Annotated in this window: 11 protein-coding genes and 1 pseudogene; 3 read left to right on the plus strand and 9 right to left on the minus strand. The window is 72.0% G+C overall.

Features of this window, described 5'->3' with window-relative positions; all coding sequences use genetic code 11:
• Positions 1-2: 2 nt before the first annotated feature.
• The 5 genes from zwf to ppk2 all read right to left on the minus strand — a co-directional run bounded on the left by zwf (position 3) and on the right by ppk2 (position 7,105).
• Positions 3-1,529 (minus strand): glucose-6-phosphate dehydrogenase, encoded by a 1,527-nt coding sequence (zwf, locus tag Q1N79_RS06075; RefSeq protein WP_300605435.1) that lies wholly within the window; start codon positions 1,527-1,529, stop codon positions 3-5.
• On the minus strand, positions 1,526-2,554 hold the full coding sequence (gene gnd, locus Q1N79_RS06080; RefSeq protein ID WP_367185031.1) for a phosphogluconate dehydrogenase (NAD(+)-dependent, decarboxylating): 1,029 nt from the start codon (positions 2,552-2,554) through the stop codon (positions 1,526-1,528). The genes zwf and gnd overlap by 4 nt, the downstream gene beginning before the upstream one ends.
• 10 nt (positions 2,555-2,564) lie before the next feature.
• A complete protein-coding gene (gene pgi, locus Q1N79_RS06085; RefSeq protein ID WP_300605437.1) occupies positions 2,565-4,196 on the minus strand; it encodes a glucose-6-phosphate isomerase in 1,632 nt (543 codons plus the stop codon).
• A gap of 155 nt (positions 4,197-4,351) precedes the next feature.
• On the minus strand, positions 4,352-6,166 hold the full coding sequence (gene malQ / locus Q1N79_RS06090) for a 4-alpha-glucanotransferase (protein WP_300605439.1): 1,815 nt from the start codon (positions 6,164-6,166) through the stop codon (positions 4,352-4,354).
• A gap of 30 nt (positions 6,167-6,196) precedes the next feature.
• Positions 6,197-7,105 carry a polyphosphate kinase 2 gene (gene ppk2, locus Q1N79_RS06095; RefSeq protein ID WP_300605441.1) on the minus strand — a complete coding sequence of 303 codons (909 nt, stop codon included), beginning with the start codon at positions 7,103-7,105 and terminating at the stop codon, positions 6,197-6,199.
• A gap of 62 nt (positions 7,106-7,167) precedes the next feature.
• Between ppk2 and Q1N79_RS06100 the strand changes: the two genes are divergently transcribed.
• The 3 genes from Q1N79_RS06100 to lhgO all read left to right on the plus strand — a co-directional run bounded on the left by Q1N79_RS06100 (position 7,168) and on the right by lhgO (position 10,117).
• The gene (locus Q1N79_RS06100; protein WP_300605443.1) at positions 7,168-7,989 is read left to right on the plus strand and encodes an enoyl-CoA hydratase-related protein; all 822 of its coding nucleotides are present in this window, start codon (positions 7,168-7,170) and stop codon (positions 7,987-7,989) included.
• Positions 7,990-8,119: 130 nt separating this feature from the next.
• Entirely contained in the window at positions 8,120-8,869 is a 750-nt protein-coding gene (locus Q1N79_RS06105; protein WP_300605445.1) for an SDR family oxidoreductase, read from the plus strand.
• A 27-nt stretch (positions 8,870-8,896) separates the two neighbouring features.
• Positions 8,897-10,117 carry an L-2-hydroxyglutarate oxidase gene (lhgO, locus tag Q1N79_RS06110; RefSeq protein ID WP_300605447.1) on the plus strand — a complete coding sequence of 407 codons (1,221 nt, stop codon included), beginning with the start codon at positions 8,897-8,899 and terminating at the stop codon, positions 10,115-10,117.
• A gap of 44 nt (positions 10,118-10,161) precedes the next feature.
• Here the strand turns inward: lhgO and Q1N79_RS06115 are convergent, their stop codons facing one another.
• The 4 genes and pseudogenes from Q1N79_RS06115 to Q1N79_RS06130 form a co-directional block, all read right to left on the minus strand.
• A complete protein-coding gene (locus tag Q1N79_RS06115; RefSeq protein ID WP_300605449.1) occupies positions 10,162-10,890 on the minus strand; it encodes a DUF72 domain-containing protein in 729 nt (242 codons plus the stop codon).
• A 268-nt stretch (positions 10,891-11,158) separates the two neighbouring features.
• Positions 11,159-12,064, minus strand: coding sequence for an NAD(+)/NADH kinase (locus Q1N79_RS06120; protein ID WP_300605451.1), 906 nt, complete (start codon positions 12,062-12,064; stop codon positions 11,159-11,161).
• 2 nt (positions 12,065-12,066) lie between these two features.
• Positions 12,067-13,173, minus strand: a complete 1,107-nt coding sequence (locus tag Q1N79_RS06125) for an NAD(P)/FAD-dependent oxidoreductase (protein ID WP_300605452.1) — start codon at positions 13,171-13,173, stop codon at positions 12,067-12,069.
• Positions 13,173-13,401: pseudogene (locus tag Q1N79_RS06130) on the minus strand (hypothetical protein); the annotation flags it as partial. The gene Q1N79_RS06125 and the pseudogene Q1N79_RS06130, both read right to left, overlap by 1 nt.

Here is a 13,401-nt window from a genome sequence, read left to right on the forward strand (position 1 = left end):
CGTCAGTGCAGGTACCAGCGGTTCGGCGCGATCAGCCTGTCCACGCTGGCCGGACCCCACGAGCCTGGCGCGTACTCCTCCACCGGCGGCGGGGCGGTCAGCAGGGGCTCGGAGATCTCCCAGACCCGCTCGATCCCGTCGGCCCGGGTGAACAGCGACTGGTCGCCGAGCATCGCGAGCAGGATCAGCCGTTCGTAGCCTTCGAGCGCGTTCGCCTGGGCGAAGGAGTCGTCGTAGCTGAACTTCATCTCGGTCGCGCCGAGGGTCATCTCCGGCCCCGGCTTCTTGGCCAGGAACTCGATCTTGATCGAACCGGGGTCGGCGAAGTCGATCACGATCTCGTTGACCCGGCCCATCGGCACATCATGGCGGTGCGCGGGGAACATCCGCAGCGGCGGTTCGCGGAAGCCGAGTGTGACCAGCTGGCGGCTGGCCGCCAGGCACTTCCCTGAGCGCAGGTAGAACGGCACGCCGTGCCACCGCCAGTTCTCGACCTCCACGCGCACCGCGACCATCGTGTCGGTGTCGGAGCCAGGACGCACGCCTGGCTCGGACCGGTAGCCGGTGTACTGCCCGCGCACCACGTGCCGCACGTCGACCGGCCGCAGCGCGTCGAACACCTTTCCCTTCTCGTCCCGCAGCGGCCTGGCCTCCAGCGACGTCGGCGGCTCCATCGCGAGGAAGCCGAGCACCTGGAACAGGTGGGTGACCACCATGTCCCGGTACGCCCCGGTCGCGTCGTAGAACCCGGCCCGGCCCTCGATCGACAGCGTTTCCGGCACGTCGATCTGCACGTACCGGATGTGGTCCCGGTTCCAGATCGGCTCGAAGAGGCCGTTGGCGAACCGGAACGCGAGGATGTTGTCGACGGACTCCTTGCCGAGGAAGTGGTCGATCCGGAACACCTGCGACTCGTCGAAGACGGCGTGCACCGCCGCGTTCAGCTCGCGCGCCGACGCGAGGTCCTCGCCGAACGGCTTCTCGATGATGACCTTCGTGTCGCCCTTGGCGAGTCCCGAGGAGCCGAGCAGCCCGATCACGGACTCGAAGGCGGTCGGCGGCACGGCCAGGTGGTACAGCCGCCCCGGCTGACCGCCGATCGCCTTTTCCGCCGCCTCGACGGCGGACACCAGCGGCGACGGGTCCTGCGGGGACGCGGCGCCGAACGACAGGCGGGACGCGAACTCGTCCCACGAGGAGCCCATCGGCTTGATCCTGCAGTACCGGTCCACGACCTTTTCCGCGTAGGCCACGAACTCCGCGTCGGACAGCGCGTACTCCGGCGGCGCGCTGCCGATGATCCGGTACTTGTCGGGCAGCAGCCCCGCGCACGCCAGGTGGTACAGCCCTGGCAGCAGCTTGCGCTTGGCCAGGTCCCCGGTCGCGCCGAACAGCACGATCACATAGCTGCCCGGCCGGGGGCCGGTGCGCCGCGACTCGGCGGCCACCGACGCCCCAGGCGCCGCCGCTGCCGCCGGCGCCGCCGACGGCGTCCCCGCCGCTGGCGTCTCCGACGTCTGCGCGCTCACTGCTTCTTCTCCGCGTGTCCGCCGAACTCCGAGCGCATCGCGGACAGGATCTTGGCGGTGAACGCGCCGTTGTCCCGTGACTCGAACCGCTCGTACAGCGACGCCGAGATGACCGAAGCGGGCACGCCCTCGTCGACGGCGGCCAGCACGGTCCAGCGGCCCTCGCCTGAGTCGGACACGTGACCGCTGAAGTCGTCCAGGTCCGGCGACTTGGCCAGCGCGGCGGCGATCAGGTCGACCAGCCAGGAGCTGACCACCGAGCCGCGCCGCCACACCTCGGCCACGTCGGCGACGTTGACCTGGTACTGGTAGGCCTCAGGAGCGCGCAGCGGGGCGGTCTCCGCGTCGACCTCGTCCTGGTGCAGCCCCACGTCGGCGTGCTTGATGACAGAAAGGCCCTCGGCGATCGCGGCCATCATGCCGTACTCCACGCCGTTGTGCACCATCTTGACGAAGTGCCCGGCACCGGACGGCCCGCAGTGCATGTACCCCTGCGCGACGGTGTCAGAAGGCGACCGCCCGGGCGTCTGCTCCACCGTGCCGAGACCCGGCGCGATCGTCTTGAATATCGGGTCGAGCCGCGACACCGCCGCCAGGTCACCGCCGATCATCAGGCAGTACCCGCGCTCCAGCCCCCACACGCCGCCGCTGGTGCCGACGTCGAGGTAGTGGATGCCCTTGGCGTGCAGGGCCGCCGAGCGCGTGATGTCGTCGCGGTAGTACGAGTTGCCGCCGTCGATCACCACGTCGCCGGCGTCGAGCAGCGGCACCAGGTCCGACAGCGTCGAGTCGACGACCCCGGCCGGGACCATGATCCAGGCGGCCCGGGGTTTTTCCAGCTTCTCGACGAACTCGGCGAGCGAGGAGGCACCGTCCGCGCCCTCGGCCGCGAGCTCCTTGACCACGTCCAGGTTCCTGTCGAAGGCCACGCACCGGTGGCCGTCGCGCATCAGCCGGCGGACCAGGTTGGACCCCATCCGGCCCAGCCCGATCATGCCGAGCTGCATCGGCTTGTCAGTTGCCATGGCGAAAACCTCACGCTCCCTTGAGCGAACGGTAGCGGCGGATCAGTGCGTTGGTAGACGAGTCGTGCGCCAGGGCCGGCTCCGCGGCCGACTCAAGCTCGGGGATGATCTGCTGCGCGAGCACCTTGCCGAGCTCGACCCCCCACTGGTCGAACGAGTCGATGTCCCAGATCGTCCCCTGCGTGAATACGCTGTGCTCGTACAGGGCGACCAGGGAGCCGAGCAGCCGCGGCGTGAGCACCTCGCACAGCAGCGTGTTCGTCGGCCGGTTGCCCTCCATCACCAGGTGCGGCACGACGGCCTCGGGCGTGCCCTCAGCGCGGACCTCCGCCTCCGTCTTCCCGAACGCCAGCGCCGCCGCCTGGGCGAACACGTTGGACGAGAGCAGGTCGTGCTGGTCGCGGATGGGGTTAAGACCCCGCCCGAACCCGATCAGGTCGAGCGGGATCAGCGTGGTGCCCTGGTGGATGAGCTGGTAGAAGCTGTGCTGCCCGTTGGTGCCCGGCTCGCCCCAGAACACCGCGCCGGTGTCGTAGTCCACGTGCCGCCCGGCCAGCGTCACGTGCTTGCCGTTGGACTCCATCGTGAGCTGCTGCAGGTAGGCGGGGAAGCGCTTCAGGTACTGGTCGTACGGCATCACGCCGACGGTCTGCGCGCCGAAGAAGTCGCGGTACCACACCGCGAGCACCCCCATCAGCACCGGCAGGTTGGCATCCAGCGGCGCGGTGCGGAAGTGCTCGTCCATCGCGCGGAATCCGGCGAGCATCTCGTCGAACTGGTCCGGCCCGATCGCGATCATCGTGGACAGGCCGATCGCGGAGTCCATCGAATACCGCCCGCCGACCCAGTCCCAGAACCCGAACATGTTCGCGGTGTCGATGCCGAACGCCCGCACCCGCTCGGCGTTCGTGGAGACTGCCACGAAATGGTTCGCCACCGCGTCCTGCGACCCGAGCGCGGACACCACCCAGTCCCGCGCCGTCGTGGCGTTGGTCATCGTCTCCAGCGTGCTGAACGTCTTGGACGAGATGATGAACAGCGTCTCGTCCGCGGCCAGGTCGCGGGTCGCCTCGGCGAAGTCGGTGGAGTCGACGTTGGACACGAACCGGAACGCGATGTCCCTCGCGGAGTAATGCCTGAGCGCCTCATACGCCATGACCGGCCCGAGGTCGGACCCGCCGATGCCGACGTTGATCACATTTTTTATGGGCTTTCCGGTAAAACCCTTGAATTCTCCCGAACGAACCGCGGTGGCTAGCCTGCGCATGCGGCTCAGCACGTCGTGGACATCCTTGACGACGTCCTGGCCGTCCACGACCAGTCGTGCTGTGGCCGGCATGCGCAGCGCCACGTGCAGGACCGCGCGGTCTTCTGACACGTTGATGTGCTCGCCGCGGAACATCGCGTCCCGCCGCTCCGGCACCCCCGACTCTGCCGCCAGTTCGATCAGCAGCCGCATGGTCGCGTCGGTGACCCGGTTCTTCGAGTAATCGAGGTAGATGCCCGCGGCCTGCGCGGTCAGCCGCTCGCCGCGACCGGGGTCCGCGGCGAACAGGTCGCGCAGGTGCTGTCCCGAGATCTCGGCGTAATGGCGCTCCAGTGCCTGCCACGCCTTGCGCTCCCGCAGCGCGGTCGCCGACATGTCGTCTCCCCTCGTCGAGGTTCGCGCCCGTCACCGGGCACTGGCCTTGCGTGATGTTTGTGCGCCAAGCCGATCCTCGCACGCCCGGCCGGGCCAGCACCCTCCGGGTAACCGATCCCGTCCCGTGCCCGTGCCCCTGCCCGCGCGGCCGGCCGTTATGCGCCGGCGGCGGCGCGGGCTACCGCGCGGACGCGGCCGCTTGCCGGGAGGTCGTCAAGGAGCACCGGCTCGCCGTCGGGGCCGCACAGCGGCAGCCGCCAGTTCGGGTACTCGGTGACGGTGCCCGGCATGTTCTGCGCGCGGCGCTCGCCGGCCGCCTCGGCGAGCGAGACGCCGATCAGCAGGGCCGGCGTCCTGGCCAGGTACCCGTACAGCGCGACCGTGAACGCGTCCGGGTCCGGCCAGGTCCCCGGCGGCAGCAGGCCCTCCCTGGCCAGCGCGCCGAACCACGCGGCGAGCGCCTTGTCGGCCTCGGCGCGCTCCTCCGGTTCTGGGCGGGTGAGCAGCCCGAGCCTGGCCCGCTCGGTCACCTGCGAGCCGGCGAGGAACGCCGCGGCGGGCGCCATGTCGTGGGTGGAGACCGTGGCCAGGCAGCCGGGCCGCCACGAGCCAGGCGGCCGCGGCGTGCCGTCCCACTCGCGCTCGAACCACAGCACCGACGTGCCGAGCACGCCACGGGCGGCCAGGGCGTCGCGCACCCATGGCTCGACCGTGCCGAGGTCCTCGCCGATCGCGACCGCGCCGCAGTGGGCCGCCACGCCGGCGAGCACCCCGAGCGTCGCCTCGGCGTCGTAGCGCACGTACGAGCCCTGATCAGGCGGCCTGCCCGCGGGGATCCACCACAGCCTGGTCAGCCCCATCACGTGGTCGATCCGCAGCCCGCCCCCCGCGCATGCGGTCGCCCCGATCAGGTCGGCGAGCGGCCGGTACCCGCGCGCGGCCAGCCGGCCCGGATGCCAGGGCGGCAGCCCCCAGTCCTGGCCGCGCTGGTTGAACTCATCCGGCGGCGCGCCGACGCTGATCCCGCCCGCGATCACGTCCTGCCAGGCCCAGGCGTCCGCCCCGCCCGGGTGCGCGCCGACCGCCAGGTCGTGCACGACGCCGATCTCCATCCCGGCCGCGCGCGCCGCCTGCTGGGCGGCAGCCACCTGCGTCGCCGCCAGCCACTGCACCCAGACGTGGAAGGCCGTCCGCGAGGCGAGCTGGCCGCGCAGCACGGACGTCTCCGCCGAGCGCGGCTCGCGCAGCGCGGACGGCCAGGCGCGGAAGTCGGGCCCGTGCACTTCGGCGATGGCGCACCAGGTCGCCCAGTCGTCAAGCGGCTGCCCCTGCCGGACGCGAAAGGAGTCGAGCGACGCCAGCCGCGGCGGGCTCAGCGGCACGTTCGCGATGATCTCGAGCGCGGCCCGCTTGGCGGTCCACACCGCGTCCCTGTCGATCGGCGCGGCCGTCCCGCTCGCCGCGCGCAGCGGCCGCGCGAGGGCGCTCACCGCGGCCCGCTGCGACTGATCAAGGCTTTCGTATTCGGGGATGTCTTCGATGCGCAGGTACAGCGGGCTGATCCAGCGGCGGCTCATCGGCAGGTACGGCGAGGGGCTGACCGGAGGCAGCGGCTCGGCCGCGTGCAGCGGGTTGATCAGCACGAACCCGGCGCCGAGGTCGCGCGCCGACCAGGCGGCCAGGTCGGCGAGGTCCCTCAGGTCCCCGTGGCCCCAGGAGTGGCGCGAGCGCAGCGAGTACAGCTGCACGGTGAACCCCCACGAGCGGCGGCCGGGCAGGGGAGCCGCGGCGCCCTGCGTGGCGATGCCGGGCAGCGGACCGGATTGCTCCCCGGGGGGAGCGTCGCCGAGCACCGCCAGGATCGCGGCCAGCGTCTCGTCGGGTACGGTGACCTCGCGCCCCTGCCAGTCCCAGTAGTTGACCGCCACCCCCGCGGCGGCCGCCCGCTCGCGCAGTTCCCCGCTGTCCATCGCACCAGTGTGCCGTACCCCGGTTCGGGGTCAGGAAAGCGACGCCGCGTGATCGGGGACGTAGGTCTGCATCTCCCGCGGAGTCCTGACGTAGCCGGTCGACGGCGGGCGCGCCGGCAGCTCAAACGGCGGCGGCTGCACGTCGTGGTACGGGATGCTGCTCAGCAGGTGGGCGATCATGTTGACGCGCGCGCGCCGCTTGTCGTCCGATTCCACCACGTACCACGGCGCCTCAGGGATGTCGGTCAGCGCGAACATCTGGTCTTTCGCGCGGGAGTAGTCCTCCCACCGGGTGATCGACTCGGTGTCCATCGCGGATAGCTTCCACCGGCGCATCGGGTCGTCGAGCCGGGAGCGGAACCGCCGTTGCTGTTCGACGTCGCTGACGGAGAACCAGTACTTGCGCAGCAGGATCCCGTCCTCGACGAGCAGCCGCTCGAAGATCGGGCACTGGTGCAGGAACCGGCCGTACTCCTCCTTGGTGCAAAAGCCCATCACGTGCTCCACGCCCGCCCGGTTGTACCAGGACCGGTCGAACAGCGTCATCTCGCCCGCCGCCGGCAGGTGCTCGATGTAGCGCTGGAAGTACCACTGCGTGCGCTCCCGCTCGGTTGGCCTCGGGAGCGCGGCGATCCGCGCCAGCCTGGGGTTGAGGTACTCGGTGACCCGCTTGATCGTGCTGCCCTTGCCGGCCGCGTCGCGGCCCTCGAACACCACCACCACGCGCGCGCCGGTGGTGCGCATCCACTCCTGCAGCTTCGCGAGTTCGGTCTGCAGCCGGAACAGCTCCCTTTCGTAGACGGACCGCCGGATCCGCTTCGCGCGCGGCTCGTCGCGGTCGGCATGCCCGTCCTGCCTGCCGTGGCTCCCGTGCTTGCCGCTGTCCGCGTGCTTGCCGGGCTTGCCGTCCGCACCTGTCTGACCTGGCCTGCCCGCCATCGTGTCGCCTCCCGGTTCCCCGGCCCTGCGCGGCCGGCCTGATCTACCCTGATCTTGCTAGCATGAGCGGCGTGGGTGACGACCAGCCAGCCCGGCGCTATGAGACCGTGGACCTGTACCGCGAGGGCGCGACCGCGAAGATCGTGCTGAACCGGCCGGAGCGAATGAACGCCTGGAGCAACGGGCTCTCCGATGACCTGCTCACCGTGTTGCGCGAGATCGCGCTCGACGATGCCGTCAGGGCGGTCATGCTGACCGGCGCGGGCAAGGCATTCTGCGCCGGCGCCGACCTGAAGGAAGGCGCGGACAAGGCGCTCGCCGGGGAGCTGGACACCTACACGACCCTGACCCGGTGGTACCACCCGATCGTCACCGCGATCAGGCAGCTGCCCAAGCCGGTCGTGACGGCGGTGAACGGCCCCGCGGCCGGGGCCGGGATGTCGCTCGCGCTCGCCGGCGACCTGGTGGTCGCGGCCGAGTCGGCGTACTTCATGCTGGCGTTCGTCGGCATCGGGCTGGTGCCCGACGGCGGCGCCTCGCTGTTCGTGCCGTCCCGGGTGGGGTTCGCGCGGGCCGCGCAGCTGGCGCTGCTCGGCGAGCCGGTCCCGGCCGTGCAGGCGGTGGACTGGGGCCTGATCAACTTCGCCTGGCCGGACGCGGAGTTCGCGGCCAAGGCCGAGGCGCTGGTCCAGCGGCTGGCGGAGGGCCCGACGCTGTCTTACGCCGGCAGCAAGCGCGAGCTCAACCACTGGCTGTACGACCGGATGGCCGCGCACCTGGAACTGGAAGCCTCGATCCAGCGGGACCTGGCGACCAGCGCCGACTTCGTCGAGGGCGTAACCGCGTTCCTGCAAAAGCGCCCGGCCAAGTTCAGCGGCAAATAGCCGCGCCGCTGCCACTCCAGCACGCCAGCGAATCACCATTACCCCTGGCTAAACCGCATTGCCTCAGGGGGCATGGGATCTGCGCGCCGGAGTCCCGGCAGGAAGCGTCCCCGGGGAGAGAATAAGCCCCATGACAACTAAGGGAGTGGCGGTCGTGACCGGGGCGGGCTCGGGTCTCGGCCGCGACATCACGCTGGCGCTGGCGCACGCCGGCTGGCGCGTCGCCGCGGCCGGCCGGCGCGTCGCGACACTGGAAGCGACGGCGGCGCTGGCTCCGGCGGGCTCGGTGCTGCCCGCAGTGGCCGACGTCACGGACCCGGATTCCGTCGCGTCGCTGTTCGCGGTCGTGGGGGACCAGTACGGCCGGCTGGACCTGCTGGTGAACAACGCGGGAACGGGCGCGCCGCCTGGCGCGGTCGACGAAGTCTCGCTGGCGGGCTGGCAATCGATCGTGGCGGTCAACCTGACCGGTTCGTTCCTGTGCGCGCACCACGCGGTGCGGATGATGAAGGCGCAGGACCCCCGCGGCGGCCGCATCATCAACAACGGCTCGATCTCCGCGCACACGCCGCGGCCGGGCAGCGTCGGGTACACCGCGACCAAGCACGCGATCACCGGGCTGACCAAGTCGATCTCGCTGGACGGGCGGGCGTATAACATCGCCTGCGGGCAGATCGACATCGGCAACGCGGCGACCGAGATGACCGAGCTGATCGCCGCGGGCGCGGTCCAGGCGGACGGCAGCATCATGGCCGAGCCGACCTTCGACCCGCGGCACGCCGCGGCGGCCGTGCTGTACATGGCCGAGCTGCCGCTGGACACCAACGTGCAGTTCCTGACGATCACCGCCACGGCGATGCCGTTCATCGGGCGTGGCTGAAAGGACGTGGCTGACGGGATGAGCGGGATGGCAGCAGGCGCGCGGACCGCCGCGGTGATCGGCGGCGGCATCGTCGGGCTCGCGGTGGCCAGGGAGCTGACGGCCCGCTACCCGGGCATCCAGGTCACGGTGTTCGAGAAGGAAGATCGCGTCGCCGCCCATCAGAGCGGGCACAACAGCGGCGTCGTGCACGCGGGCATTTACTACACGCCGGGGAGCCTGAAGGCGCGGCTGTGCCTGCGCGGCGGCAGCCTGCTGCGCGAGTTCTGCGCGCAGCACCAGATCCGGCTGCGCGAGCTCGGCAAGCTGGTCGTCGCGAGCTCGGCCGACGAGCTCGCCGGGCTCGCCGAGATCGAGCGCCGCGCGACGGCCAACGGGGTGCCCGGCATCAGGCGGGTCGCCGCGGCCGAGATGGCGGAGATCGAGCCGCAGGTGCGCGGCGCGGGGGCGCTGTACTCCCCGCACACCGCGTCGGTCGACTTCCCCGGCATGTGCCAGGCCATGGTCGCGGAGATCACCGCGGCGGGCGGCACGATCCGGCTCGGCGCGCGCGTCAGGTCGGTCAGCGAAGCCGCGTTCGGCGTGACGGTCGCGTCGCAGGCGGGCGAGTGGACCTTCGACCAGCTGATCGTCTGCGCCGGCCTGACCGGCGACAGCCTCGCCGCGCAGGTGGGCGGGGCCGCGCTGGCGGACATGCGGATCGTCCCGTTCCGCGGGGAGTATTACGAGCTGCGCCCGGACGCCCGCGACCGCGTGCGGGGCATGGTGTACCCGGTCCCCGACCCCAGGTACCCGTTCCTTGGCGTGCACCTGACCCGTGACGTCGACGGCGGCGTGCACGTGGGCCCCAACGCCGTGCTGGCCCTGTCGCTCGAGGGCTACCGCTGGCGGGACGTTCGCGCGCGTGACCTGCGCGACATCGCCCGCTGGCCGGGCACGTGGCGGCTGATCCGCCAGCACTGGCGCTACGGGCTCAAGGAGATGAGCGACTCCCTGGTCAAGCGGCGGTACCTGGCCAACGTGCGCAGGTACCTGCCCGACATGCGCTCCGCCGACATGGTCCGGTCCACGGCCGGGGTCAGGGCGCAGGCGGTGCGCAGGGACGGCAGCCTGGTCGACGACTTCGTGCTGCAGTCGACCGACCGGGTCATGCTCGTCCGCAACGCGCCGTCGCCGGCGGCGACCTCCAGCCTCGCCATCGCCGAGCACATCGTCTCGGCGCTGGACACCACGGCCACCGCCCGGTAGCCGGCACCCGCGGCACCCGCCCCGCTCGTCCGGGCACCGGCCGGCTACCGGGACCGGGTCAGGTCCGCGAAGGCGGCCGCGTCCTGCACGGCGGCGCCCTCCTGGTCGTTGTTGAAGTACGCGTACACGGTCGCGTCCCGTGGCCAGGCGGCGGCGACCCGGTCCGCCCATGCGCGCAGCTCGGCGGTCGCGTACCGCGGCCACGGGTCGCCGCCGCCCTCGTGGAACCGCAGGTACCCCCAGTCGGCGGTGCGCCACAGCGGCGTCACCGGCGTGCCGCCGCGGTCCGCCCAGCACAGCGCCGCGCCGCGGGCGGTGAGCACGGCGCGGATGCCGTCGGTCCACCACGACTCGTGCCTGGGCTCGACGGCGACCCGCACCCGCGCGGGGAACTGGCGCAGGCACTCGTCAAGCAGCGCCGGGTCGGCGGCAAGGCCGGGCGGCAGCTGGATCAGCACGGGGCCGAGCGTGCCCGCCAGGCCGCTGGCCGCCTCGAGCATCCGGCGCACGGGCTCGGCGGGCTCCCGCAGCCGCCGCACGTGGCTGAGGTAGCGGCTGGCCTTCACCGCCATGACGAAGCCGTCGGGCGTGCGCGCGTGCCACTCGCTGAACGTCTCCCGCGCGGGCAGCCGGTAGAACGTGCCGTTGTTCTCCACCGTGGCGAACCGCCCGGCGTAGTACTCAAGCCACAGCCGCTGCGGCACGTCCGGCGGGTAGAACACGCCGCGCCAGTGCCGGTACTGCCAGCCTGACGTGCCAGCAAGCACGGGCATCGCAGTTGCCCCGCTCCTCATTCCGCGTCATTCCGCGTCATTGCGCGCTCCGCCCGGGAGCGCCCCGGTCATCCTCACGATGCCAGGCGCGCCCGCGCGCCGGGCAACGGGAGCGGGAAAACCGGAAAAAGAGCGGAGCCCCCGGATGGGGGGGGCATCCGGGGGCTCCTTGCGGGGGAAAGCCCTACATCCAGAAACGCCAGCCCCCGCGGAGCCGTTACACCCATTTCCAGAAAATTTTGGGTAATTTACCGTGCACATAGAGTAACTATCGGGGCAAGTTCGGCAGCACGTCCGTGGCCAGGTCCTGGCTGCGCGCCGCCGGTCCGAGCTCGGCCGAATCGGCGATCCGCAGCTTGCGGCGCGCCCGCTGGTAGAACGTGGTCCGGCCGAGCCGGACCACCTGGGCGGCGCCCGGCCGTGCCGTGATGTCGAGGACGTCGCCCGCCGTGACGTAGCCGCTCACCTGCCCGTCCACCTCGACGGCGAGCTGCCCGCTGCCCGCGAGGATCTGCAGGGAGACCGGGTCGGCGACCGAGAGCACGACGCCCCTGTTGTACGCCGAATGCGGTGCGGCCGGCGTGACGAGCAGCGCCTCCACGGCGGGGCTGACGATCGGGCCGCCTGCCGAGAAGCTGTAGGCGGTCGATCCGGTGGGGGTGGCGACGATCACCGCGTCCGCCGCGTACGACACGAACGGCTGGCCGCCCACCTGCACGGCGACCGCCGCCGTGCTGTCGCCGGGCACCCGGACCACGGCGATGTCGTTGAACGCCGCGACCTGCCGTCCGGCCACCACGGTGTCGACGGCGAGCCTGGGCTCGATCGTGAAGTCGCGGGCGTCGATCGCCGACAGCGCGGCGGGCAGGTCCGGCACGTCGACCTCGGCGAGGAACCCGAGCTTGCCCAGGTTGACGCCGAGCACCGGGGAATGCTGCCCGTCCGCGAGCCGCATCGCGCGCAGCATCGTGCCGTCCCCGCCGAGGCTGACCAGGAGCTCGGCACGCCGCGCGATCTCCTGCGCGGTCACCCCCGTGGCCGCGCAGTTCAGCCTGGCGATCTCGTCCTCGATGCCGTAGACGGCCGCGCCGTTGCGGGCCGCCCAGCCGAGCACGGCGTTGACCGCCTCGGCGGAATCGCGCTGCGGGTGCAGGACCAGGCCGACCGAGCGCATCGTTACAGCCCGTACGTCTCGAGCAGACGCAGCCATACCTCGCTCATCGTCGGGTATGACGGCACGGCGTGCCAGGCGATCGCGTCGCCGCAGATCCGGCCCTGGTACTTGCCCATGTGGGTGAGCAGCGCCAGGCGGTTGACGTCGCCCGCCGCGTACAGCCAGCCGCCGCCGTCCGCGCGGTCCGCGCCGTCCGCGCCGGTGATAGCGCGCACCCGCATGGTGTCGTCCACCTCCAGCCATGAGCCGGGCGCCAGCCCGATCGTCTCCACGCCGATGTCCTGAGTATGCGGCGTGCGCCCGGTCGCGGCGAGCACCTCGTCGGCCTCGACCGTCGTCCCGTCGTCGAGCGTGATCGTGACGGGCCCGCCCTCGTCCGGCCGGCTCGCCGCGGTCACGCCGGCCCCCAGCCGCACGTCGACCCCGGCCGCGCGCAGCCCGTGCGCGACGAGGTCGCCGGCGAACGCAGGCAGCCGGTCGAGCAGTCGCCCAGGCGACACCAGCGTGACCTGGGCGCCGAGCGCCTGCCACGCGACCGCCATCTCGCAGCCGACAACGCCGCCGCCGACGATCGCCAGCCGCCTGGGCACCGCGTGCGCGCTCGTCGCCTCCCGGCTCGTCCACGGCCGGACCCCGGCGAGCACCGGCGGGACGGCCGCCTTGGTGCCGGTGCAGACCACGACGGCGTGGACGGCAGCCAGTTCCGCGTCGCCGACCTGGACCCGCCGCTCGCCGCTGATCCGCGCCTGGCCGCGGACGAGCTCGATCCCGGCGTTCTTCAGCCACTCGACCTGGCTGTCGTCTTTCCAGTGGTGGGCGAAGGAGTCGCGCCGGGCCAGCACCTTGCCCGGCTCGAGGCGGGCGCCGGCGACCCCGTCCACGTGGGCCGCCTCGGCCACCGCGCCGACCGGCCGCAGCAGCGCCTTGCTCGGCATGCACGCCCAGTACGAGCATTCGCCGCCGGCCAGCTCGGACTCGGCGATCGCGGCGGTCAGCCCGCCGCGGACCGCGCGGTCGGCGACGTTCTCGCCGGTGGGACCCGCGCCAAGGACAATCACGTCGTAGGTGCCGGCCATGCCGCCTCCCGCTGTCCTGGTTGCCGCTGTCATCAACTGCTGCCGGCGGGGCCAAGGCCGCTGGCGCCGAAGCCCTCGGCGCCGTCGGCGCCGCCCACCATGGCCGCCGGGTCGATCACCCGGTCGAACTCCGCGGCGCTGATGTAGCCGGACGCGAGCGCCGCCTCGCGCAGGGTGCTGCCCTCCGCCTCCGCCTTATGCGCGATCTGCGCCGCCCGGTCGTACCCGATGACCGGGGACAGCGCGGTGACCAGCATGAGC

It is taken from the genome of Trebonia sp. (assembly GCF_030042015.1).
Taxonomy (GTDB): Bacteria; Actinomycetota; Actinomycetes; order Streptosporangiales; family Streptosporangiaceae; genus Trebonia.

Bases quoted from the DNA above. Each gene is read 5' to 3' on its own strand.
- gnd (WP_367185031.1), bottom strand. From the start codon at position 2,554: ATGGCAACTGACAAGCCGATGCAGCTCGGCATGATCGGGCTGGGCCGG.
- pgi (WP_300605437.1), bottom strand. From the start codon at position 4,196: ATGTCGGCGACCGCGCTGCGGGAGCGCAAGGCGTGGCAGGCACTGGAG.
- malQ (WP_300605439.1), bottom strand. From the start codon at position 6,166: ATGGACAGCGGGGAACTGCGCGAGCGGGCGGCCGCCGCGGGGGTGGCG.
- ppk2 (WP_300605441.1), bottom strand. From the start codon at position 7,105: ATGGCGGGCAGGCCAGGTCAGACAGGTGCGGACGGCAAGCCCGGCAAG.
- Q1N79_RS06100 (WP_300605443.1), top strand. From the start codon at position 7,168: ATGAGCGGCGTGGGTGACGACCAGCCAGCCCGGCGCTATGAGACCGTG.
- Q1N79_RS06105 (WP_300605445.1), top strand. From the start codon at position 8,120: ATGACAACTAAGGGAGTGGCGGTCGTGACCGGGGCGGGCTCGGGTCTC.
- lhgO (WP_300605447.1), top strand. From the start codon at position 8,897: ATGGCAGCAGGCGCGCGGACCGCCGCGGTGATCGGCGGCGGCATCGTC.
- Q1N79_RS06115 (WP_300605449.1), bottom strand. From the start codon at position 10,890: ATGCCCGTGCTTGCTGGCACGTCAGGCTGGCAGTACCGGCACTGGCGC.
- Q1N79_RS06120 (WP_300605451.1), bottom strand. From the start codon at position 12,064: ATGCGCTCGGTCGGCCTGGTCCTGCACCCGCAGCGCGATTCCGCCGAG.
- Q1N79_RS06125 (WP_300605452.1), bottom strand. From the start codon at position 13,173: ATGACAGCGGCAACCAGGACAGCGGGAGGCGGCATGGCCGGCACCTAC.